We start from the raw sequence: 25,400 nt of genomic DNA on the forward strand, positions 1-25,400 counted from the left end.
TCCCTGTATCCGTCCCCAGTCATGGCCAGCCCCAGTAAGGCATCAAAGATGGTGCCTGGCGGCTCTGGCAGAGGCCGGGCGTCCATGCCCGAGGCCATGGCCGTGGCGGAGGCTGGCCGTCCAGACCAGGGGCGTGGTGTTTAGCAGCCGTGGCGGTGGCTGGCAGCATGGAAGGCCGCCCGGGCGGTCGGGCGGCCGGGTGGGCGTCAGTTAAAAAAGCGCAGGGCTTCATCCACTGTGCTGACACGGGTCATCTCAGGCAGGGAATTGATAACTCTGTTTGCGTAGCCTGACTTTGCGGCACGTGGGTCGAGCAGTACCAGCACGCCCGTGTCGCTTTCATTACGGATCAGGCGTCCGGCGCCCTGACGCAGGGTAATAATGGTCTCAGGCACCTGGACATCGCTGAAGAAGTTGCCTCCGGTGCGCAGCTCCATGCGGTAGCGGCGGGCCTGGAGCACAGGATCGGCTACCTGCTTGAATGGCAGCTTGTCGATAATAACCAGAGTAAGGGCATTGCCCGGTACGTCCACTCCTTCCCAGAAGGATGAGGTGCCGATAAGAATGGCATGGCCGTCCTCTCTGAACTGCTTCATTAATGTGCCTATATTGCCATCACCCTGTTTTAACACCTTGCGGCTGCGGCCATAGCGTGAGTTTACCCACTCCCAGGCTTCCTTGATGGCATAATTGCTGGTGGTCAGGATAAAGACACCGCCAGGTGAGGCTTTGATAAGCCTGTCAATCATTTCAAGGCCATCACTGATACGGTTTCTGGCATTGATGGCCGGGAAGTCAGCCGAGCGCAGAATGCAGGAATTGCTGGCATAGTCAAAAGGAGACTGCACAATCTTGCAGGCTACTTCATCAAGACCCAGACCAATGTCGTAACAGAACTTGTTAAAGGTCTTTTCCACAGTTATGGTAGCTGAGGTAAAGATCACAGTTGTGCCCAGATCACGCAGTTTGCGCAGGGCAGCGCCCAGATAGGAACCAATCTCCACCGGACAGACCACGAGGGAGCGGCGGTCACCCTCACATTCAACCCAGCCGGCATTGTCCCAGGTAACAGCACCGCTCTTGTCGCGATCGGTGGTCATGAAGTCAGCAATGAACTGCTCCATTTCCTCACACTGCTCAATCAGCGGTTCGATCTCAGACTCATTGACTTCCTTGAATTTATCGAACTTGCTTCTGCACTCACGGGTCAGTATGAGCATATCAATCATCAGGGCGCGGAAGTAAGGATCAATTTCCGGACGTCCCCTGGCATCAAAGATTACATCCTTAAGCTCATCTACGGCATTTTCATAGTCCATAGAGTCCTTGCTGCTGGTATGTAATCCTGTCATGCGATTCCAGTCAGCACGACGCTTTTCATAAAGAACACCCAGTTTTACAGCAAACTGCTTTTCAGTGCCTGTGCCCAGCTTGTCCATATTCAGACTGTCATCAATGAGCTCCTCGCTCTGGGCATCAATACCCTCTCCGGCAGCACTGCCCCGGGCACGGGCCTCTTTGACCATTTTGACAAAGGCCGAATCCTCAGGCAGCACTGATAAAGTCAGAGGAGCACAGAGGTCAGCACCGAGCAGCTGGAAAGGAGATGGATAGAGGCGGTGATGGTATTTGATGCGGGTAACAGAGTTACGGCCCTCAGGCATGAGCATCAGGGCATTGTTAATGATATTGGACAGATAGGCAAGACGGGTCAGAGCTGTACCAAGATCACTTGATCCTATGGTAGTACTGGTATTTTCAAAGGCCTTATGAGCCTTTTCCACCAGGTTAATAATGCCCTCATGGGAAATGCTGCGACTGAAGAACTCACGGCCCACCTCTGCAAGAGTATGAGCCTCGTCAAAGACCAGTACATCAGGCAGAGGCAGACTTGAGCCCAGCTCACCAAAGCCGGCCGGATTTTGCAGAGCCGCAAAGAACAGCGAGTGGTTGATTACGGCCACATCGCGCTTGCGGGCCTCCTGACGGGCGGCAAAGGAAAAACAGTGTGATCCGTCAATATCAGGCAGGGATTTGATATCGATATTCTTAAGAGAAATCTTGCTCTCTTCATCATCTGAGCTGTTGCCATAAGCACTGTGCTCATAATGTGCAGCCTCAGAGAGCTGATTTAAAAATTCGCGGCGATTGGAGGCATATGGGCAGGTAGCGGACATCTCACGGCACTGACGGTAATCACAGGCCATGAAAGGACGGTCACGATCCTTAACCGCAAAGTTAATCTCACCAAACTTTGCATTACGCGGTGATCTGTCCATGGAGTCAGTGCATTCGTCCACATATGAGGAAATACGCTCATAATCACGGCTGTCAATATAGTTGCGGCCGTGGCCGTCAAGCAGATAGCGGCAGATGTAATTGCTCTGGCCCTTGAGACTGATGGCATGGAGATGATCCTTGCCCAGCATGTCAAAAAGGGCCGGGATATCCTTGGAAATGAGCTGATCCTGCAGGGCCTTGGTGCGGGTTGAAACCATGACCTTAAGACCGCCCAGAATTGGCGGCACCAGATAGGAGAAGGTCTTGCCCGTTCCTGTTCCGGCCTCAACAACCAGAAAGCCGTTGCGGCTTTGCATGCTGGTTACTGCGGTGGCAAAGTCAATCTGACCCTGGCGGGGATTGTAATTGTCTATATAGCTGGACAGCAGACCGCCTTCCTTGAAGAAGGCCATGACATTGATGGAAATGAGCTGGAAGCGGGTCAGAGGATCAAGACCTGACTTGTGCATGAGCTGACAGTAGGCTGAATAGACAGTGTCATCAGTAATCATACCCAGATCTTTGATAATTTCTATGGAGCGGAAAGTACGCTGCTTTAAGACATCATTGCCGGCAGCCTCCATGCCCCTGGTAATATTGACCCCATCCACCTGCTTATCTCCTTTACTCATATCACTCATGCTCTCAAGGGCCTGCCTGACCGCATCCCTGATATAGCCCCGGCTCCGCCCGGCTCCGGCCTCAGCCGTAGCGGGAGCCTGGGCTGTGGCAGGGGCCATAGCGTCAGCCATGCTTCCTGCCCCATCCTGATCTCCATGGTCATAACCGCCATCAAGGTCAGGATTGCCCGCGCCGTCAGCTGCGCTGCCCGGCGCCCTGGCAAACGGGTCGTCCAGAGCTTCAACATGGGCATCGGCCTCATCAAACCAGCCCATGGCGCTCTGAGCCCAGCCCGTGCCCCTGCGGGCACGCAGCCATGGCAGCCCCGCAGCCTCTGCCTCAGCGGCAGCATCAGCCAATGCATCAGGCTCAGCTCCGGCGCCATAGGCGCCCTCCCCACCACCAGCATCATCAGCAGCGGCAGCAGCACCTGTGCCCCACTGATCCTGACAGTGACTGACAGCCACATTGGCCAGCTCAGACGCATTAGCCTGCTCAGCGGCATTGAAACTGTCACACAGCTGCGTGGCCGTCTGCATGACAGCAGCGCCTCTGTCATCTGAGGCTGCCCCAAAGTTCATGGTCTGGCTGGACAGTTCGTCCACAGCATTAAGGGCATTAGCGCCCTCATCAACGCATGCCCTGTCAGGCACAAAGTTCCATGGCTGCACCGTACCGGCGCCGGCACCGGCATATGCACCGGCGTCGGCGTCGACACTGGCGTCGGCACATACACCATCATTGCCACAGGCACCGGCGTGGGCCGCATAAGCCCCCTGAGCCGCTCTGGCTGCCCCGGCCGGGCCGGCAGTGGCGGCTGCACCGGTAGCGCCTCCCATGCCTGCAGCCATATCAGGATGATTGAACGATGATGTGTCCGCGCCATTGTGGCCCAGATCTCTGATGCCCGGGACCATGGCTGTATCAGGCAGGGCCCCATAGTATACCTGTTCTGCAGCCCCGGTGCCCGCATCAAAGGCATCAGCCCCGGCGCTCGCCCCTGCAGCTATACTCTGAGCGGCAATACCAAAAGTACGGGCGATCACAGTACTGGCATAGCCATCAAGATAAAGCGCTCCGCCCTGATCCTGGCCTTCAGACTGGCCGTCAGACTGGCCTCCCACAACATGAGTACCAGCCTGAGGAAAGGCAGACGGACCCTGAGCTGGCTCAAGATACTGGCCACCTCCCTGAAGATGGGCATATGAAGGAAAGGACATTGAGGGCGCAGCTTGCGCAGGTGAAGGCAGAGAAGTATGCGCAGCTGCCCTGCCCGGCACAGCCGAATGTACGTGCTCCTGAGACTGGGTCTGGGCCTGAGCCTGATACTCAAGCCGCGCCTGAGTATGATACTCAAGCCCCGCCTGATCCTGATACTGACCACTGCCATGAAGCTGAGCATATGATGGGGCTGACGATGGTGGCACAGCTGTCGAAGCCCCGGCAGGCTGGGCAGCTGCCCTGCCCGGCACAGCAAACTGTCCCTGAGCCGGGTCGACTGCAGGGGCCTGAGCAGACATGCCATTTTGAGCGGCAGCCAGCCGGGCCGCCAGGGCCTGAGCAGTTTGAACCTGAGCCGCCTGAGTATCAGGCTCCCCTGCCATGCTTTTGAACATGGCAGCTCCGGCCTCATTACCGAAGTTACCGGCAGCTGCGCCATAGTGGGTACAGGCTGCCGCTGCTGCGGCTGCAGCGGCTGTTGCAGCCCCATGCCCCGTCATGGCTGACTGAGCAGCATGGTCGGCAGGTCCTGGCTGCATGCCTGCAGCACTCTGACCAGGAGCATAGTAATTGATCTGTCCGTCGGTCATGCTCAAGCCAGCGATCTGCTGATCTTGCAGATCAGGCAGCGGCAGACCTGCCATGGCTGGATAATCGCTTTCAGTATCAATGACTGTAATGGCCGGCTCAGGGGCACTTAATGCCCCGGCATGACCAGGCGCCACAGCACCGGCCCCACCAGCCCTACGGGCGACGGCGGCTGCAGCCGTCGCAGCATCAGCTGCGCCAGCATTAGCAGCACTGCCAGCACTGTGCCGCTCAGGTATGGTGTTTATCCAGGAGTTATGGTGCTGGCTCTGATTTAAGAACTCATCCATGCTCATGGAGCGGGGCGGCTGCCTGGATGGCATGGAAAGCCTCATGGCCTCACGGTTGTGGTTCCGGCTGACACGATATGCACCGGCCGCATCAGCAGCTGCCGCCATGACAGCCACCTGCTCAGCCTGAGCTGCCAGTGCCGCACGGTCCATACCCTCAGACTCATCACTAATAAGACAGCCCTGACCAGGCATCACTGCAGGAGCGGCACTGCCCCATGGGTTTGCTCCACCGCCAGCACTGGCCGCGCCTGCGGCAGCTGCTGCGGCAGCGGCCGCTGCAGTTGCCATGCCCGGAACTCCACTGTGAGTCTGTGCCCCCTGCATGCCAGTCTGCCCGGACTCAAACACCTGTCTGCCTGGCTGCTCCTGCATCTGAAAGTCTGTCAGGGCCTGAGGCTGCTGGTTCGGCAGCTGGCAGAGAGGCTGATCTGCTGCATACAGGCCCTGAGGGGCGGCCGGGGCAGGAGCAGCTGCGGCGGCCGGAGCTGAAGCGGTGGCAGATGCAGCTGCAACTGCAGCACCAGGGCTGTAAAGGCTGCCAGCGCCGTCAGCAGCGGTGGAAGCAAAGCCATAGCCCAGGGGATTTTCCCTGAAAATATCATTCATGCGGGAGTCAAAAGATGCCTGGTCAAAGTCCTTAAGACTGGCGGCTGTCTTTCTGTTTCTGTTTTCCTGGACCATGATGACTCTCTGTTGCTTGTCCGGGCCATGCTCCACCTGTTACAGCGGGCAACCTGAGAAAAATCTCACAAGGTACAATAACTGAGGCGCGCCCCAGTGGCAATATCAATTTGTTCAATCCCTGAGCGCACTCTCACGTCCTGCCCCACAACGCTTTTCCAGCGCCATCAAAAGGCAGCCTGGCTATCCGGGCAAGGCCTGCAGGCCAGGCTGAGGCCGAGGCTGAGGCCTGTTCGGGTCCGGGGCCATGTAAGGGGGACGGGGCGGGGACGGTTAAAAGTCGCGCAGCTGCTCAAAGTGCTCAAGCAGAGCATCGCGGTCAAGGCCACCCTGAGCCATGCTGTTGAGTATTTCCTTAAGAGCCATATAGACCTCTTCGCGCTGTTCAGTTTCAATAAAATCCATTCTGTTGAAAGTTTCAGTATAGGCGCTGACAGCTGCAAGGGCCTTATCGGTAAGCTCCCTGATTTGCTCGTGCTCATCATCAGCTCCCCGGGCCGCTGCAGCACTGGCGGCAAGTTTGATGAGCTCTGACCTGGTTTTGCGGTACTGCCGGGCCGCTTTTTGGGCCGCTCTGGCCGGGATATGCTCACAGCCGTCCAAGCTGCGCAGAGGATTATCAAGGTTCTGCGCCAGCCACTCCTCCTTACGTGGCTGAGTGATTTTCAGGTCGACATCGCTGCGTCCTTTCCACAGCTTTTTGACCTCACGGGCCGCCTCGGCGGGCAGACTGGTCATCCACAGCCAGTTAAGCTCAGTGCAGCTGTCAGGACGGGGCACATCATCAGCTCCAAAACCAAAGAGATCATAAGTGGATAATCTCTGCAGAGCTTTTAACCTGTGCAGACTGTCCATGCCGCGCAAGCGCCCCGGGGCGCCCCACAGTCTGAGTTCTTTAAGCTCAGGATATACCTCAGGCAGAGCCGCAATATCAAAATCATCAATATGGCTGCCATGCAGGCTCTGCAGCGCCGACAGCTCATGATGAGGGCGGCAGCGCGCAATAAAGCTCAGCTGCAGCCGGGCACCACTGTCGTGAGCATGAACAGTACAGTGGTCCTCCTCTTTTTGCTGGAACTGCAGCTCCTCAGTACGCTCGCCTGTCCACAGCTGCTCAAGTCCGTTCATGTCCAGCATCAGGCTGGTAATGGCCGTACCACGCAGATCAAGAGTTCTCTGGCCATGATTTATCAGCGTAAGTTGAGTGATAAAAGGATTGCTCTGCAAAAACTCAATCAGATCAGGGTGCCAGCGGTGACACTCAAGTGAGTACACACAGGGCAGGGCCCTGAGCTCCAGAGCCGAGTCAAATGACTCAACCTCATCGTTAACGCGCCTGGTGGCAGCCTGGACCTGACAGCCATTGAGCTCAATAACACCTGTATCTGACATGGCTGCCTTAAAGGACTTACGCTGCTCATCAGGTATCTGACTCCATAAATGCTGACGACAGGCATAGTAACCCCGGTCCCAGAAGCCGTAACTCTTGCAGCGCTCATGCTCCAGAGGCTTTACCTGACCGACCAGAATATAATCGCCCGGTACCTGCACAGGAACATTGAGCAGACAGAGCTCCCCTTTCCAGTAATAAAAGTCATAGTAAAGCGCCTGCAGCTTATCAAGCTGCCCAGGCTCAAGGGCCCTGTCCCCCACCCAGTCATAAGTCAGAACCACAGCCTGATCATCAGAACTCAGGTGGTCAGCCGGCACTACGGCCGTAATCTGACAGGCCGTCCAGACACCATACTTTTCGTTATAGACAGTATAAACATCACCGGCTCTTGCCAGCATAAACATCTCCTTAAAGCCTGATGGTAAGCCCGCTGCACGAGCCGCCGCCCCGCCCGCTGCGCGGTCAGCCCGGCCTGCGCAGCGCTTACGGGGCAGTCGCGCCTGACAGGCACTTATGACCTGGCGTCGAATGCCCTGAGGCTTTTCATGGCTGCCGAGTCAAATTTGCAGGTACGCAGCTCACGCTCAATCAAATCAAAGACAGAATCAAAAATCTCTGTCTCATCCTGATACTCCCAGCGTGCCAGCAGTTTGCCGTGCTCGCTTATCCATACCTCAGCCGGATAGTAATAGCCTATATGGCCTACAGGCTGGCATGGCATACCGGCACAGGACTCGATTATCCTGAGGTCCTCACCTGCCATACTGGCAAACATTTCATCCTGAAAACTGTCCTTTATGGAGTCGACCATATAAGGAAAGAGTGCAAACCAGAAATCGGCCGCATGAGTGGTCTTCCTGACCTCAAGGTACCATTGCGGGCACAGCCCAAAGTATCGACGATAGAATCTGGCTGTGCTCTTCATCATGGGCATGCCCCGCCGGGCGTAATACTGCTCAGCAGCAGAAATATCAACCCTGCGGTCCTCGTGCCAGCCGGCATATTTCATCAGGGTCTGCACTTTATCCTTAAGCTCACCTGTAATGGGGATACGCTCCTTAATCATCTGCCACCTCCATGTCGGCAGGCTCTTTCATGATGGTGATCATGTCGCCACGCAAATATCGCAGCAGCCGCACAGCTGCCCGCAGCGCGGTCAGCCCGGGCTGCGCGCAGCGGGCAGCGTCCTGAGCGGCGCTGCACAGGCAGGACCGCGCCGGTATGCTGTTGCTTCAGTCGGCGCCCGAAGTATTAGCCTGCCAGAAAGCTCCTTACTTCAGCAAAACAGCCGGTGACAGTCCAGTCCTGTCTAAGGGCAGCGCTTATCTGCTGGCCCATGGCACCATTGTGAATGGCCGGATCTGCAATAATCAGAGCTGCATGCTCATGACCTGAGCGCATCAGGCTGTTAAGCGCACAATGCACAGCACGGCGGGCAAAAGGCAGAGCCACCTGCTGCTCCCACAGACCTGACTGCCTGAGGTTAAGATGATGATAAAGGGCATCATAGTAAGGATCAGAGAGATCAGGTAGAGCAAGCCCGGCCATAAGCACCAGAGATGGCGCCCATTTATGACCGTCATGCCAGCAGGTGCCGACACCTGCCTTATGCAGCAGCTGGCGCAGCGAGCTGTCACTGATGAGCACAGCATTGCTGTCGTCCTTAAGGCGCTGTGCAATTTCAGCATAAGGCGCCTCACTCTGGACAATGACGGATCTGGAGCCCTTAAAGAGCTCATTGAACCAGGCAGCGCAGCGTTTCATATGAAGCGGGTCATTAAGCACCACCTCAATGCCACCGGCACTGGACTCAAAAAGCTCACGCAAACGCCCAAGCTCCCCGGCAAGCCCCTCCCAGCTCAGATAAGCCTGACTGCCCCCACCAGGTCCCTCAGCCACAACAGCTCCAGCCTCGGCGCCAGACCATGCACCGGCACCAGACGCAGCCAGCTCCGGTGCAGCTGCCGGTGCTGCGCCCTCAGACGCTGCACCGGCACCATACGCTGTAGCGGCATCAGCGGCATCAGAGGCTGAACCCTGGCAGTCTGACAGATATACCATAGCGCGCTGGCGCAGCTCCCTGCTGTCGCTGAGCATGACCAGCTCGATATTGTCAGGGGCAAGGCCCAAATCTTTCAGAGCCTCATGGGTCTCCTCAGGGGAGCTCAGGCTGTCAGTTTTGAGCACCACTGAGGTACCGGCTGAGGTTATGGCCTCAAAAAGTCCGTTGAGCTCGTTGCTGATATCAAAAGGAGTCAGAGCAAGCACGGCTGTGCTGCCACGCGGTGTTACCGTGGCTGCAGCGTTCCACACAGCCTCTCCTTTGACATTGAAGTCAGCGTTCATGATGTCGGCAATGGTGGTCAGAGCTTCAGGCAGACCATCGCTGACAGCCCTGACGGCCTTTAAGGCATCACTCAGGGCCGGATCAAGCTCAAGGCGCTCAATGTCAGGAGTGCCCTGAAGGCCGGTAATATGCCTCTCAAGATGCTCAAGAATGCGCATACCCTCGCGTAAATTGCGGTACAAATCACTCATCAGGGCTCTGAAAATCGGATCGACCAGAGCCTGGCCCTGCTCATTGCACATCACATCTGCCATGGCATCGTAACGGGCAATTTCAGGACGGCCCTCATACAGGCTCACACCCAGCTGCTGACAGTGCTGTGCCAGGGTCTGCTGATAATGAGCGCTCAGGTTCTCAAACCAGATGTTTCTCTGGCCATAGGAAGTAAAGCCCGGCACCTTGCGCCTTAGCTCAGGACTGGCTGCGCGCATCTTTTCGACCATGAGCCTGAACTGGCTGTCCGGCGGCAGTATGCCCAGAGAGTACTCGCTGAGCAGCTCATGGCCCATGAGCTGGTATGGTGACTGCCACAGACGGTGCTGGAACTTGAAGGCATGCATCGGCCATGGCCCTGCCCCCATGACACGGGCAAAGGTTCTTATGAGCCAGACACAGTGATTGGCTGTCTTAAAGCAGTTTTCAATACGCTGATACTGAGTGGTATCTGCAATGAGCTGCTCGACCTGAGGTGCCTTGCGGGCCTTTTTCAGGGCAGTAAGAATTTTCGGTACCAAGCGGGCCAGCTCTCCAAAATGATTGGATTTTATTTCCTGACGCAGTGATTTTCTGATGCTCTCGATAATGATGTCAGCCTCTTCAATGAGCAGCACATCAGGCAGTGGCAGCTCACCATCAGGATGGCCCGGAGGGCTGGCCTGTCTGCAGGCATCAAAGAACATATAGTGACTGACACCCACGGCATCAGCCTGCTTTGCAAAATCACGGGCAGCATAGACAAAGCAGCCGCTGAGATCGCATACCTTTCCAGAGGCACGCATGAGCTGATGCCATCTGCTCTCATACTCACGGCTGCCGACACCATACTGCTTTTCACATTCACCAAGGGCGTACCTTACCTGCTCTACAGTACTGGCGGCAGCCTCACTGCGGGCAGCACGATACTGGCAGTGGCAGCTGCGACACTCTGTGATGTAAGAGGTGGACCAGTCAGCAATGCGATCATTGAGCTCACAGTTATACTCACCAAAACCGCCATCGCGCAGATCGCCGTCACGACTGCCGGCCTCGGCGGCAAATCTCCTGATCTCGTGATACAGGTGCAGTAAGGCAGGTGCCATTTTGAAAGCTGAAGGCAGGGATCCTTTGACAAACTTTGGATACCTGGTATCAATCATGTGACGGCACAGATATCTTGAGTGAGTCTGCAGACTGATAGTTTTCCATTGGTTAAGACCGCAGCGGCCCAGCACAAAAGGCAGGAACTGTCTGACAATCATGTTCTGCAGCTCGACTGAGGCCGATGCAATCATGACATTTCTGCCAGCCAGCATCACAGGCAGCATCAGCTCCAGGTCATCACTGCCTGTATATGCCCCCTGCACCAGCACCACTGCGCCCCTGCGCTCATAAGCAAGTGCAGCCATTTTCTGAGCCAGCTCATACTGCTGCTCAGAGCAGCTGTAGCCATCAATACAGCGACTGAGCAGGCCCTCAGGGGCAAAGACAGTATGCACCCAGGCACGAATCAGCTCAGCCTCCGAAAAAGGAGCCAGTCCCTTGCTGCGCATATGCTCGCAATAGGCCCCATAGCTGTCCTCAGACCACTGCCCGGCCACAGCAAGGCAGGCCACAGTCTCAGCCACGCGCCTGCCCACCTCATCGTCCCCAACAGCCACAGCCTCCAGTGAGCCACTGTCTGCCAAAGCAGAATCTGCAACAGCAGACGCCACTTCAGCTTCACCCTCGGCAGCAACTTCCACCAGTCCTGATTCTGCCAAAGCGGACGATGCGGTGGATTCACCTTCTGCAGCATCATCTGCAGTGCTCATGGAACAGGAGTTGCCAGAGGAGTCGCCACCCTCGACTGCAGCAGCTTCCACCAGTCCAGATTCTGTCAAAGCAGAATCTGCAACAGCGGACGGTGCGGCGGCTTCGCATGCGACGGCGGTATCTGCAGCACTCACAGCATCAGATTCGCCCGGGGCTGCGCCTGCCTCACATGAGGCAGCTTCTACCAGGTTCAAGTCAGGCTGAGTAGAGTCTGCAACAGCGGACGGTTCGGCTCCTTCGCATGCGGCTGCAGTGTCTGCAACACTCACAGCATCAGATTCGCCCGAGGCTGCGCCTGCCTCACATGAGGCAGCTTCTACCAGTCCTGATACTGGCAAAACGGAGTCTGCAACAGTAGACGGTGCGGCTGCTTCGCATGCGGCGGCGGTATCTGCATGACTCACAGCATCAGAGTTTCCAGAGGCCGCGCCAGCCTCACATGCAGCAGCGTCTACCAGGCTCGATTCAGGCTGAGTGTAGTCTGAAACAGCGGACGGTACGGTGGCTTCACCTTCTGCAGCGTCATCTGCAACACTCACAGCATCAGATTCGCCCGAGGCCGCGCCAGCCTCACATGAAGCAGCTTCTACCAGGCTCGAGTCAGGCTGAGTGTAGTCTGCAACAGTCGACGGTGCGGTGGCTTCACCACCGGCAGCAGCGTCCCTCTTACTACAAGCTTCATCTGTTACCAGCGCATCGGGATGTACTACCTGTACATCAGCAGCATTGTCAGCCTCACTGGCTTCCTCCATGGCGACTGAGACAGGCTGTGCGATTCTATCTGCACAGGACTGTACAGCTGTATCAGCTGCACCGGACACATCCGCTTCTTTCGATACAATAGAATCGCCAGAAGCATAAGCTGTCTCGTCTGCAGCTGCCTCGACGGCGACTGATTCAGGCTTTGTAGCATCAGCTGCAATAGCCTCTGCCTGTGTATCAGCTATGGCGTAGCTGTCACTGGCAGACGCCATGTCCCTCACTGCGATTTCTGTCAGAGCCTGGGCAAACAGGAGCTCATGCAGGGCACGGCGCTCATCATCATTAAGAACACATGGTCCCTGCAGATAGGATTCAACATGTGGAACCTGCACCTGGCTGTTACGCAGAATTTCAATGCGCTGCTGAGTTGTCGTGGTCAGAGGCTGCAGTATGCGCTTGACCTCATCGCGGCTTAAAACAGTTCCGCCTTCGGCAGCTTCTTCCTCTCCAGCCCATGCCTGATCCTCAACGGCGCCCTGAGCATAGCCATAACCCCCGTTCTGACCTGCAAGAGCGTCGGCATGAGCCTGTGTGGCTATGACAGCAGGCCCAGCTGCAGCCGGTGCCTGACTATGACCCCAGGCAGGAACTGCAGTCTGCAGTTGAGGCTGAGGTTGTTGATAAGGCCTTGCCTGTGGTGGCATCTGCTGTGGAGGCTGCTGACCAAAGTTGCCCTGTCCGTAGCCCTGTCCATTGGGGGCGGCTCTGTCAGGGGCATTACGTGCCCACTGAGGCTGATACTGTCCCTGAGGATACTGTCCCTGTGTATTACGGCGCTGACTGTCTGGTCCCTGAGCAAACTGAGACTGGTACTGAGCTGCGCCCTGCTGCCCCTGTGAGTACGGCATCTGAGGCTGTCGTGGTGGCTGCTGCCATCCGCCCTGAGGCTGCCCCTGATTGAACTGAGGCTGTTGCTGCGGGCTGTTAAAGCCTGGCCCCTGCTCATGAGTATTGCCATAAGGCTGTGAACAGGCTGCCTGTGGCTGACTGTACCGGCCTGTCGGCTGGGCAGCCTGTGGCTGAGCATACTGACCAGGCTGCTGAGCTGCCGGTGGCTGACCATACTGGCCAGGCTGCTGAGCTGCCGGTGGCTGACCATACTGGCCAGACTGCTGAGCAGCCGATGGCTGACCATACTGGCCAGACTGCTGAGCTGCCGGTGGCTGACCATACTGGCCGTACGGACCTGGCTGCCGGGCATACTGAGGCTGTCCTGCATTTAACTGAGGCTGCTGAGGACGGCTAAAACCCTGTCTGTGGCTCTGCGCATTGCCGTAAGGATGAGCATAACCGCCCTGTGGCTGGGTGTACTGATCATATTGAGGGCCAGACTGTGGCTGGGCATACTGCGGCTGCACGGCCTGGTTCTGGCCCGGTTCCTGGCCCTGCCAGACCTGATGCTCCCATGGCATACGGGCGGCCGGTGTCTGGGACTGGGCCGATGGAGCACTGCCCGGCCCTCCAGGCTGGTCAAAATTCGCGCTGTTATTGCTGTGATCTTCAGACTGATATGAGGTCATGGCTGGGCCCTTTTTGTGTGGCTTGATGGTGCTCTGAATTGCAGAGCGCAGTCTCCGGCAGCTGCAGCTGACAGCCAGCCCCGGGATGAACATAAAATAACTGAGGCAGGTCCTTTATGACAGACCTGATTTGTCAATGTGTGAGCAAGGTAGCCCTGTCAGAAATAACAGTGGCAAGGCCACACGGCTACGCATGCCAGCTCAGTTGAGCTTCTGATGGCGACCAGCTGCAACTGTCAGCCTCTATGGGCTTTACAGGCCAGAAAATGGCCGGTTCATGCGTCAAAAAATCTAAGCCCATTTGTACTATAAAATTTGTCAAAACGACAGTTGAATCGTAATTTTCCGCCTTCCCCGGCCCCCTTTAAGGTGCACCCTGTTTGAGCTGATAACACCAGTTAACCATGATGACATATGCTGTGCGGCACACCACAGCTGTGAGCGCGCCCCGGGTCAGCACCTGTTTTGTCTGAAAATCAGTGCTTTGCACTGTACAGCCAGTGCACGGGCACATGCCGACCGGTGGCGCTGCAGCATGCCAGATTCAACATCAGTAATATGGGGCCCGACAGTGCTGCAAGCCTGATAAGGCCGCCTCATGACCTGATGGGAACTTGCTGCATATAGCTGTCAGTCAGGTATGATGTAATGACAAGGTTTTGCCGGTATTTAACAATGACCTGACTGCAGGTCAGTCACAAGACCTTTAATCATTAAGCCATATGGCCGGCATCGGGTGTGTTCAGCAAAGCTGCCCAGGATACATGCGGCACAAGCGGCTGCCCACATGCGGCTGCCCGCATGACAGTGACCTTTGTGCGCACCTGCACGCACTGCACGCACTGTATACCCGGCAGCTGTGCCAGAAAGCTGCGCGACTGTACCTGACGGCCGGTGAAATCACTGGCAGTATCCATGCCTGGCCGTTTTATGGACTGCTCATTTAACCTGCTGCTTTAAGCACCTTTTTATCTTCCGGAGGCTACCTTTGACTTCAACAGTTCAGGAACTGGTCAGCCAGGGCTTCTTTCTGGTCCTGATATTGTCCATGCCTCCTATTCTCATTGCATCCATTGTCGGTATTCTCTTTGCTCTCCTGCAGGCTATTACCCAGCTTCAGGAGCAGACTCTGTCCTTTGCAGTAAAGCTCGTTGCTGTAGCAGTAGTGCTCTTTATGCTGCTGGGATGGATTGGTGCGGAAATTCTCAAATACGGCACCACCATATTTGATTACATTCAGGCAATTTGATTATCAGGCCCCGCAATGCCTCCAGTTGCAGCCTCAGCCTGATGGCTGCTGCAAAATGCAGGCAGCGCAGAGCGCCAGAGCCCGGAGCACGGCCTGCAGCCGGTCGGACTGGCAAATGGGCCGGCCGGGCGAACGGGCAAGCCGGGCAAACGGGCATGACTGGCATACAGGCCGTCCTGACTGCCGGGCATCACTGGCTGGAATTATGGCCAGCAAAACAGACAGGGCACAAGGGCGCAGGCCCCTGGGGTCCATGGGTAAAGGAAAACTCAGCAGACAAGGCCACAGGGCAATCTGAGGTGTCAGCACCATGTCCACCGTATTTAATGATTTCCTTCTGGTTATGGATGATGCCGGAATGCAAAAGCACATCATGGCTTTTGTCTTTGGCTGCGCCCGCATTGCGGCCCTGGTCAGATTCGCCGCATTTGCCGGTCCTTCCGTGTCCATGGGCATTCGCATGTCTCTTGCCGTAGCCCTTTATCTGCCCCTGCACCCGCTTATTTATGAGCAGATGCCGCCAGTAAACTATGGCGAGCTGGGCTCTCTGTTGAAGATGACTCTCTTCTTTATCAAGGAGGGCATTATTGGCTTTGCCATGGCCATGCTTGTTTCCATGCTCTTTTACATAGCCATGGCAGCAGGTGTAATCATCGATAACCAGCGCGGTGCTTCGGCTGCTCAGGTTCCTGATCCTTTTACTGAAGAGCAGAGCTCACCGCTGGGCAATATTTTTATCCTGGCTGCAGTTAATCTCTTCCTTGCATCAGGCGCTTTTATGGCCTTTGTGGGCATTTTGTACAGCAGCTACCTGTACTGGCCGGTCTTTGACTTTGTACCAGCCATACTCAATAACAGAAATGCCGTGTTCATAGCCTCGGAAGTTGATTTCCTTGCCGAAAAGTCCCTGATGCTGGCCGCTCCTTTTGTGCTTACAGCCCTGCTGTGTGACATCGCCCTGGGCATTATGAACCGTTTTGCTCCGCAGCTTAACGTATATGTGCTGTCCATGCCTATCAAGAGCGCCATTGCCGCCTTTCTGGTAATTCTTTACATGTCTCCTTTCTACGACTTCATGCATAGCCTTTATCCGCATATGAAGCAGATCTTCCTCAACTTAACCCGTATGGGCTAAGGATCTTCTCATGGTACCGGGGATGAACTTGTCTCATAAGCTGTCAAAAACAGGCAGTGTTATGCTAACGCAATACCAGGCCGGCCGCCGCCACTGCGTCCTGGACCGCTGCTGCAGCTGCAGCCGCCCAGGCGACAGCAGCGGCCCCTGCGGCCGGCCTCTGACACAGCAGGGATGATGTTATGGAGCAGTATCCACTGCAGGCACTGTACAATCTGCGCGAAATGCGCCAGGGCAATGCCCGGCGCGCCACTGCAGCTCAGCGCAAAGCAGTTGCAGATGCTGTTGCTGCCGTTGAGAAAGCCACGGTTGAGCTTGAAGAGTTCAAGCGTGAAACTGAAAGAAAAGTAGAGGCCATTTACGATGAAATTATGGGCCTCGTTTTAAGCCAGAAAGAGCTGGCAGAAGTTTTTGCCCGCATCAATGGCATGTACGCCGAGGTTGAGCGTAAAAAGCTCGAACTTGAAGGCCTGAAACAAAAAGTCATTGAGGAGGAGCAGCGCCTTGAGGAGCTCAAGCAGCTCCAGCACAGGCGCGACATGGACGTAGCCCGTCTGGACCGCCACAAGGAAATCTGGGCCGAAAAGCAAAGAGAAATCGAAGAATATAAGGCCGAACAGGCCCTCGAAGACTTCGTCCCCCGCAAACCAAACTTCTTTGACGAGCCCGAGGAGTAGCCCTCCTGCCTACGGCCTGGCTCTGGCCGTGTCCCGTCTGAAATGCAAGGCTGAAGCTCATACTTATGCCCTCCATGCGGCCAGGGCAGCAGCAGAAAAAGATTTTTATACATGCTAACGGACCTGCATCAGGCCCGACAGTTTTATTTAACCGTTAAAAGGAAAACTCCTGCCTCAGGTTATGCTCCATGGTCTGCTCCGGCAGCTTAAAGAGCATGCCCTGCTCACTGATCTCACTCCTGGCTGCCCTGAACAGCCCTGATGACTGGCCTGTGCCGGCCGGAATGGCCAGCCTGTGCCTGCCTTGAAGGCCTGCATTACAGGGCAAGAGCCGTGCACGGGGCTCAGGGCCTGAAATCCCAGCCTGCGCAGGCCCTGGCATGGGCCTCAGCCTCAAGCTGCAGGCTGCAGGCTGCAGGATGCAGGCTGCCAGCTCTGCCAGGTGAAATTCAGAAAAATGAGAACTTAATTTCGCAACTGATGTAACAAAGCTTATATCGGTGCCTTATAATTAAGCTGGCTGTTTTCCTTTTTAACAGCATTAATTCGTCCCACAGTCTGCCTTTTTTATCTGGCGTCTGCGGGCATACAGAGGATTTGCACAGTGAAAGTTGATGAAAGTTACAAGCTCAAAGGCTCGGTATATTCCGACGGAATTCCGGGCAAGGATGGAGCTGTAAAATCTGGCTCATCTATTCAGAGCATTTCCCCAACTGACCCTCGTGCACTGGCTTTTGCCCAGATGATGGAGGGAAAAGGAAACGTAGGTGCTTCCGGTTCTTTTTACGACTTCTTAAATGAAGACAAAGAGAACAAGCTCGAGAAGATTCTCAACGCCCTTTCAGACAAGGCAGCTCCTCGTCAGCCGGCCAGTCAGCTCAATCACAGTCAGGAACTCCAGGCTCGTCTTGACAGCTACACCAGCGATATTAACAGCAAGAAAGGCTCTGACAGCGCTCAAAATGACTTTACTGCCCAGACCCCTAATACTGCTGCCGTAAACGGACTTTCGGACTTTGGCCGTCAGATTGCCCCGGCAGTGGATGCCCAGAACCCAGGTCAGGTTACCAGTCCAGATGATGTGCTGAGAATTGCTGACAGCGTAGTGGAAAGAATTCTGGTATCTGATCCAAGACATTCAGCAAACTCCCAGGTAACCATTACTTTTAACTCATCATCAGCTCTGCCTCAGACCGACATTACTCTGCGCCGTGACCTTGATGGCCTGCTTTCCATCATTGTCAGCGCCAATAATCCAAAGAGCTTCAACCGCCTTGTTGAGGCCCGCGAGCAGATTATCGAAGGCGTGCAGAAGTACGAGGACCGCGAGGTACGCTTTATCCTCAACGGTGCCAATGAGCATATGGCTCAAAACCATAGCAAAGGTGATAACGACGACATCTACGGCAGAGTCTGACCGTCACGCTGACGCCCGGCGCCCCGGCGCCTGCCTCAGCTGCCCATGGCGCCGTACGCAGCTGCCTACATCTGCTTACAGCCGCGATACCGCTTGCTCATGGCAGCTTACAGCCGCATGACGGCTTGCAGCAGCCGCCATCGGGCACTTGCATAACAGAATCAGGCTCAGGTCACATAAGCCACGGTGACGTGGGCCTTTATTTACCAGAGAACATGAATCCCTGACGGCACAGGCCAAATGGGACAGTGACACTGTATGGGTCACTGTGATTATGCGGCACGGTGACTCTTAGTCGCTGTAATTATGCGGCACGGTGACTGTACGTCACTGTGCATACGTACGTGTACGGCATAAAGGCATAATGATACGTACACAGCTGTGATACAGCATGGTGGCCAGATGCTTTGCAAATGGCTTTATCTGCAATTTAACAAGGTCCGAGCAATGTTGTGCCAACTGCCTTTGAGAACCCGGTTACAAAATCTGATTATGCAGATCTGCCCGGACATTACCTTGGTTGACCGCTTTACAGCTCCTGCTGAAATCGGAGCAATAGCTGTAAATATCCTGGGGCAGCGCTTTTATATTGCGCCTCACTCCTCTAAATGCGTGACCAGGAATCCAGTATTCAGCAAGTCTGACCTTAATCCGGCCGATCTGCCTTATGAGTACAGGCTGGCAGCTCTGGAGATAATCATCCGCCCATACCTCGAGACCTTTGACAAAATGGTAGGCCCGGTTGAGATAACAGGCTATATCTCACCCACCCAGCTGGAGAAGAAATCCACTCTTGCTCCTCTGTGCGCCGTAGTGCCACTCCACATGACAACTGAGGACGGGGTTGAGAATTTCGAGGAGCTGATCTCACTGTATCCAGACTCAGGATGTGATCTGAATCTGATTATCGAGCGTCTCAAGGAAGCTGACAATCCGTTTAAAGTTACAACAGCAGCTGAACTGGCCTCATTTCCTGCACATATCATCATTGACAGCCTCGATCTGAGCATAGGAGAGCTTAACAGCCTGTGCGTAGGCGATGCCCTGGTGCTGGGCACCTTTATCAACAACGATCGCTTTAAGATAAGCTGTGCCGGTCAGAGCGCTCTGGCTGTACTCAATACCGTATGCACTCCTCAGCTGCTAAGCGAGGCTAAAAGACAGTTTGAAGCCCGCATGGCCGCCCAGCAAGCCGCCGCTGCAGCTGCAGCCGAAGCTGCCGCTCAGGCCAGAGCAGCGGCCGAAGTCGCAGCAGCTGCAGCTGCTGCCCAGGCCAGTGCTCAAAGCGCTGCCCAAGGTGCCCCGGCTGATGGCACCAGGGCCCAGGATCCGGCTGCTCAGCAGCCACAGGCTGAGGGCAACAGCGCTGCCGGCGCTCCATCTGACAGTGCTGCCCCTGCTGCACCAGCTGCCACGGGTGCAGAGGCTGCCCCCGCTGCCACCGCTCCAGAAGCACCTGGTACTGCAGCCGCTCCTGCCACCACTCCAGCAGCACCCGGCACAGACGCAGCCGCACCTGCTGCAGCCACAGCCGCAAACACGGCCGCAGGCTCAGCTCCTGCAGTTCCGGCCGCTGCTCAGGCTGCTGCCGGCACTGCTGCAACAGCTGCCATTACTGAATACACTGCAGCTGTTGCAGGCATCACCAATGTATACGATGCGCTGATTGCTGCGGGCAAGGCCGCATATGACAGTCAGGGCCAGCAGGTATCAGACTACTTCCTGGTTATTCTGGAACCTTTTACTACAGACGTAATTACCTTCAGCGAGAACAGCTTCATGGCCTTTGAAAATGTTGACGATCTGCCAGTACGTGTGGACTGTGTCCTTTCAAGCTTAAACCTTACTGTAGCCGACCTCAGACAGATTTCCCGTGGCGCCAGACTGCCGCTGAACAATGACTCACTGTCCAATATCAGCATTTTTGTCAATGGACGCATCATAGGTACCGGCAAGGTTATCGAAATCGACGGTACCTATGCCGTGCAGATTAAAGAGCTTATGCACGTCCCACGTGTCTGTGTCGAGGACTCATTCATCAAGGCTCCGGAAGATGAAGCCACTGAAGAAGAGGACATGGCAGAGGAAACTGCCAGCGCTGAAGGCGAAGACAAAAGAGAGGGCGAAGGCGAGAGCTATGGCTATGGCTATGGCGATGGCAAAGGCGTAGGCGAAGCTGAGCAGACCACTGTCGATGCTCCAGCTGAAAATGCTGAGAGCTCAGAGTCAAGCGAGGAGCAGCAGCCAGCCCCGGATGAGTCCGAATCTGCTGACAAATAAGATTTCAGGCGCCACCGCTCCGGCCGCAACATGAACGCCCCTGTCGCCAGCATAGCTGGCTGAGCCGCTGCCTGAGATGCGCGGTTGCTGCGGCTGCGGCTGCACCGCCTGTGCAGTTGCAGTTACTGCGGATGCCGCTGCACCGCCTGTGCGGTTGCGGTCGATGCGACCGATGTGGCCGATGCGGGCAGGACGCACCACAGGTTTATCTGAAGATACAAGCTCAAGGCAGAGCAGTCTGGCGTAAGCCGGGCAGCTTGCAACTGCCTGCCGTCCCATAAAGATGCCGGCAGCCCACAGGCCCAGAATGCCTGCCGGGCCTGCAGCATCAAGGTGTTACGACAATGTTCGATACAATGATTAATCCAATGCAGATCATGGTCATCATGATGGTCATGGGTCTGCTGCCGATTGTATTAACCCTGGTGACTTCCTACATCAAGATCATCGTAGTTGCCTACATTGTCCGTAATGCCCTTGGTATTCAGCAGACTCCGCCAAACATGGTGCTCAATGGTCTGACCATGATTCTGACCATTTTCATCATGGCTCCGGTAGGCGCCCGTATGTATGACATGGCCACTACCTATATTCAGGCCAATCAGGAGCGCAGCAGCGAGTTCTCTTTTGCCGTAGAGGTAGCCGGTGTCTGCAGTGAGCCTGTTTTTGACTTTATTCTTAAAAATACCGACAGCAAGGTAATCTCATCATTTGAAGCCACAGCCCGCCGTATCTGGCCTAAGGAGATTCAGGAGCGCTTTACCACTGAGCACCCTATATTCCTGGTGCCAGCCTTTGTAATCTCCGAGCTGACCAAGGCCTTCCAGATTGGATTTTTGCTCTATCTGCCCTTTATCGTTATTGACCTGATTATCTCGAACATTCTGCTGGCCATGGGTATGATGATGGTGTCGCCAACGACCATATCCCTGCCTTTCAAGCTGATGCTCTTCGTCACCCTGGACGGATGGCTCAAGCTCTCTCAGGGAATGATGCTCAGCTACAACCTGACGTGACGCCCCCGGCAGCTGCGCTGCCGCGCTGCCACCGCTGGCCGCGCTGCCAGTGGTGCTGCCCTGCCACTGCTGTCTGCACTTCCGACTGAGGCAGCCATGTCGCAGCACATGCACTGTCGCCAGCTCCCAGTCATAGTGCCCGGGCCTGGACCACAGAGATATTGTTAACAACCAGCCCCGTCGCCATGGAGGGACCAGAGTTTTTATGAACCTGTACCATGCAGTAAGAGTGCTGGTTTTTACCAGTCTGATATTGCCTGTACTGACCTGCCAGGAGGCTTTTGCTGACCTTAAGGCAGCATCAAAGGTGAGTATCACCATGGATGTCAGCACTACCACTGTCTATGCCCGCTCCATCAGCGCTCCGGCTGAAAGAGTCAACCGCATAGATGAGATGGACGTCTACTCTCTGGCTCCCAGCGCTCATCTGCTGGCTTTTGGCCACATGTTTGATGTCGCAGGCTACAAGCGCCTGATTGCCGGTAAAAGCCGCCTTGAGGATTTAAGAGAGCACATCATAAATGCCTCTCGTGCTACCGGACTGCCAGCGAGCCTGATTGCCGCCGTTATCATGGTGGAGTCAGGTGCCGTAATGACGGCCGTATCGCCACGTGGCGCTCAGGGGCTGATGCAGCTGATGCCCGAGACTCAAAAGGAGCTCAAGGTCAGCGATCCCTTTGACCCGCGCAGCAATATCGAAGCTGGTGCCCGCTACCTGGCCCGCATGCTCAAACTGTTTAACAATGACGAAGCCATTGCCCTTGCTGCCTATAATGCAGGTCCGGGCTCGGTAAAAAAGCACGGTGGCATTCCTCCTTTCAAGGAGACCCGTGAGTTTGTCATCAAAGTTCAGAGCACAGCTGCCCAGCTGGGATCAAACGTTATTTGGCTGTAATTACCAGGCTCAGCTGATAAAATAGTTGCTGGTGCCCCCGCACCAGTGCTTATATGACCGAATCATTGCTTAGGGCGTAAGCTGGAGCTTACCAGTCAGTACTGGCAGAGCATAAATATCAGCAGTTTACAGCTTCAGATTTATCCCTGAACAGGTCCTTCTGTCCCGTCAGGACTCAGGCAGCAGCCTGCCTCGTTGCCATGGCTGCACTTGCACAAGTACAGGCCCAGACTGAATCCGGCTGCCATAAAACATTTGCTGCCACCAGGGCTGATAACAGTATCAGTGGCCGGCTGCCTGGCAGTTTCATAAGCATGGCGTACCGGAACTCAGAAAAAGAACATTTACCCGGGCTCACTTCCGAGCCCGATGCTGGATTAAGATTAGAACTGTCAGCCCGCCAATGACAAACAGGTCTGGACTTACGGTCCATATACTAAACGGACAGAAAGCCCCAGACTGCATGTACAGGCTCATTCCAGAGCTCTCATGCCTGCCCATAACAGAGATTTACAGAGCCAGAGAGCTGTCATAAAACTTCAGAAAGCCGTACATCCATGCCCGGACGAACAGTATCATCAGAGGAATAAACTTTGGAAGTTACATTTACCACTCATGACAAGTGGATTGTCTTACACGTATCTGGTCGTATCGACGCTCTGACCAACGAACTTTTTGAGTCAAAGAGCATTGAGCTTATCGATCAGGCGGCCACCGGCTGTCTTATCGACATGTCCAGTCTGCAGTACATCAGCTCAGCAGGCCTGCGTTCCGTTTTAATGGTGGTCAGGCACTGCCAGCAGAACAAGTACCCTATTGCCCTGTGCGGCATGCAGAAAACAGTAGCTGACGTCTTCAAGATTTCCGGCTTCTCTGAATTCCTCAATATCGCCGCCGATATACCAGGTGGCCTTGCCATGCTCAAGTAACCTTCCGTGGCCTTTGCCGGTCAACAGCCCGCCATCGGCCATAACGGGTCCCAGACTGCCCCGGCAGACCTGCAGACAAGTAACCTTACCATAGCCTGCCCGGCATGCTACAGCCTGCCCTGCAGGCCACAGAGCGCTACCAGCGCAGCATGCGCCTGCTCATCCCCAGGCACCATGCGCATGCCGGCCCACATAGCCATGCACATGCGCATGCCGGTTGCCAGAGATGCAGGTGGCCTGCAATGCAAGCGCTTTTTCAGCTGAAAAAGCCATTGAGCCTGAACCGGGCTCTGAGTCAACAAGACTGTTGTCATTACTTTATGACCTTAATGCGTCCTGAGATAATTGAGCCATATCCTTCCAAGGCACAGCACAGGCACCGGCATAAAGTTGCTTTATAAAGCAAATGTTCTGAGTTTTTAGATTGAACTAAGCCAAAAGCCTGCTTACCAGCAGGATTAAAGAATCAAGTGTTCATCGAGCAGACAGCCTCGACCGCCGTCGGAATACAGGGGGACTTAATGTCCTGCAGCACTCCTGGACCTGATGCACTGCAGCATTCATGGATTTACTGCCCTGCAGCATTCCTGGGCCTCATGCACTGCAGCATTCATGGATTTACTGCCCTGCAGCATTCCTGGGCCTCATGCACTGCAGCACTCCTGGACCTGATGCACTGCAGCATTCATGGATTTTCTGCCCTGCAGCGTTTCAGCGCCACATATATGTGTCAATGAGCCGTATACGCACTCCCATGCTGCAGTTGTATAGCCGTGGGGCACGAATAAGTATGTACAGTGCTGAAATTATCCCTGACAACCAGTCCAGGTCAGCGCTTTAATGCAAAACTGCTTATAAACACGGGGCTTTTGAGGTCCCTGAACGTTAATTCAGATACAAATTGATCTGAAGTTATGCGGCAGCCTCTGTGCAAAGCGCCCCTGGCAGACCAGCGGCAACGGAGCACTGCGACGAGCGTAATTACCTTTATTTTCAAACAGACACAGGAGTGCTGTGACAGCGTATACTACAAGTGGTGAAAGTTCTGCAGTCATGGCTGTTATGACAATCTATTAATGATCAGTGCTAACCTGTGACGGTCAGAGCACTTGTTTATACCAGATGCGCTTTGTTCGGAAAGCAACAGTACCTTTCCGGAGCTGTGTAACAGATGATAAGGACAACTTTTGACCCTGTATTTGGCAACTGAAATGCAGGCAAAGGCTTTCTTATCAGATTCATTTGATCATATGGACTAAGAGATCCTCAGGATCTTGAAATCTTCATTCGGGGATGAGATGGAATCCATTACTCTGGCAGCTTCGGTATCAGAGCTGCTGACCATTAACAAGTTCATAGATGAGCAGCTGCAAGTAAGTAAGAAGCTCAAATATGATATTCAGCTGATAGCTGAAGAAATGCTGACGAACGTCTCCAAGTACGCTTACAAGGATACGCCTGACAGCAGCAGATTCGTCAAGTTTGCCGCTGGTCATGTCTTTTTCGACGGCATCAAAAGCATATTCATGCAGTTTACCTACGGTGGCCCGCCCTTTGACCCTTTCACTCAGGCCCCCAGTCCAGACATCAAGCAGGACATATCCCGCCGCGAGGCAGGAGGTCTGGGACTGTACCTGATAAAGAAGATATCCAGTCACTACACGTATGCTCGTATTGATGGCCGCAATCAGGTACATGTCTATCTGAAAAACATGTAGCGCTAACTCACCGGAAACCAGCCAATGCCTTAGCCAAAGCGCCTGTAGCGGTACAATACCAGGCACCAGTCCCACAATTGCCGCCTCGCGTCATGAGCTGATACAGACCAGATCCCCGTGCCCGACACTGCTCGCTAATCCCCCCAAAACAGCAACAGGCACTTCACCCTGCCCTCCCCGAAGTAGCAAGCTGAAGTGCAAAAAAACTTAAAAACAGCCTCCCCAGACTCCCACTGCCGGCATACAGAACCACAGCCTCGCAGCAAAGCCAATGCCCTGCACTAATGTGTCCCGTACCAGCATGGCCCCAAAAATAAACACACACACCCGCTCCCTTCCGCAAAATCAAAAAACTCTCCCCCTTACCC

General features: G+C 55.1%; 13 protein-coding genes. 9 read left to right on the plus strand and 4 right to left on the minus strand.

Annotated features, from left to right (window positions below; translation table 11 throughout):
* Window positions 1-206: 206 nt before the first annotated feature.
* The 4 genes from MXE41_RS08875 to MXE41_RS08890 all read right to left on the minus strand — a co-directional run bounded on the left by MXE41_RS08875 (window position 207) and on the right by MXE41_RS08890 (window position 13,716).
* Complete coding sequence (locus MXE41_RS08875; protein ID WP_247100257.1) at window positions 207-5,684, minus strand: helicase C-terminal domain-containing protein; 5,478 nt, start codon at window positions 5,682-5,684, stop codon at window positions 207-209.
* 273 nt (window positions 5,685-5,957) lie between these two features.
* Entirely contained in the window at window positions 5,958-7,475 is a 1,518-nt protein-coding gene (locus MXE41_RS08880) for a hypothetical protein (protein WP_247100242.1), read from the minus strand.
* A gap of 113 nt (window positions 7,476-7,588) precedes the next feature.
* Window positions 7,589-8,143: an SUKH-3 domain-containing protein gene (locus MXE41_RS08885; RefSeq protein ID WP_246978337.1), complete on the minus strand. Its 555-nt coding sequence runs from the start codon at window positions 8,141-8,143 to the stop codon at window positions 7,589-7,591.
* Between the two features lie 185 nt (window positions 8,144-8,328).
* Entirely contained in the window at window positions 8,329-13,716 is a 5,388-nt protein-coding gene (locus MXE41_RS08890) for a hypothetical protein (protein WP_247100243.1), read from the minus strand.
* A 988-nt stretch (window positions 13,717-14,704) separates the two neighbouring features.
* Here MXE41_RS08890 and sctS point away from each other — a divergent pair.
* From sctS to MXE41_RS08935, 9 genes are all read left to right on the plus strand, one after another.
* Window positions 14,705-14,965, plus strand: coding sequence for a type III secretion system export apparatus subunit SctS (gene sctS, locus MXE41_RS08895; RefSeq protein WP_281503576.1), 261 nt, complete (start codon window positions 14,705-14,707; stop codon window positions 14,963-14,965).
* Window positions 14,966-15,275: 310 nt separating this feature from the next.
* A complete protein-coding gene (gene sctT, locus MXE41_RS08900) occupies window positions 15,276-16,100 on the plus strand; it encodes a type III secretion system export apparatus subunit SctT (RefSeq protein ID WP_247100244.1) in 825 nt (274 codons plus the stop codon).
* A gap of 182 nt (window positions 16,101-16,282) precedes the next feature.
* Complete coding sequence (locus MXE41_RS08905) at window positions 16,283-16,777, plus strand: YscO family type III secretion system apparatus protein (RefSeq protein WP_247100245.1); 495 nt, start codon at window positions 16,283-16,285, stop codon at window positions 16,775-16,777.
* 604 nt (window positions 16,778-17,381) lie between these two features.
* Window positions 17,382-18,194, plus strand: a complete 813-nt coding sequence (locus tag MXE41_RS08910; protein WP_247100246.1) for a hypothetical protein — start codon at window positions 17,382-17,384, stop codon at window positions 18,192-18,194.
* Window positions 18,195-18,806: 612 nt separating this feature from the next.
* Entirely contained in the window at window positions 18,807-20,474 is a 1,668-nt protein-coding gene (locus MXE41_RS13260) for a FliM/FliN family flagellar motor switch protein (RefSeq protein ID WP_247100247.1), read from the plus strand.
* A 344-nt stretch (window positions 20,475-20,818) separates the two neighbouring features.
* On the plus strand, window positions 20,819-21,490 hold the full coding sequence (gene sctR / locus MXE41_RS08920; protein WP_247100248.1) for a type III secretion system export apparatus subunit SctR: 672 nt from the start codon (window positions 20,819-20,821) through the stop codon (window positions 21,488-21,490).
* 205 nt (window positions 21,491-21,695) lie between these two features.
* Entirely contained in the window at window positions 21,696-22,385 is a 690-nt protein-coding gene (locus tag MXE41_RS08925) for a lytic transglycosylase domain-containing protein (RefSeq protein WP_247100249.1), read from the plus strand.
* A 593-nt stretch (window positions 22,386-22,978) separates the two neighbouring features.
* Window positions 22,979-23,314, plus strand: a complete 336-nt coding sequence (locus tag MXE41_RS08930; RefSeq protein WP_247100250.1) for an STAS domain-containing protein — start codon at window positions 22,979-22,981, stop codon at window positions 23,312-23,314.
* 1,298 nt (window positions 23,315-24,612) lie between these two features.
* A complete protein-coding gene (locus MXE41_RS08935; protein ID WP_247100251.1) occupies window positions 24,613-25,032 on the plus strand; it encodes an ATP-binding protein in 420 nt (139 codons plus the stop codon).
* The last annotated feature ends 368 nt before the right edge of the window (window positions 25,033-25,400 follow it).

The organism is Anaerobiospirillum sp. NML120449 (assembly GCF_023051105.1).
Classification (GTDB): domain Bacteria; phylum Pseudomonadota; class Gammaproteobacteria; order Enterobacterales; family Succinivibrionaceae; genus Anaerobiospirillum.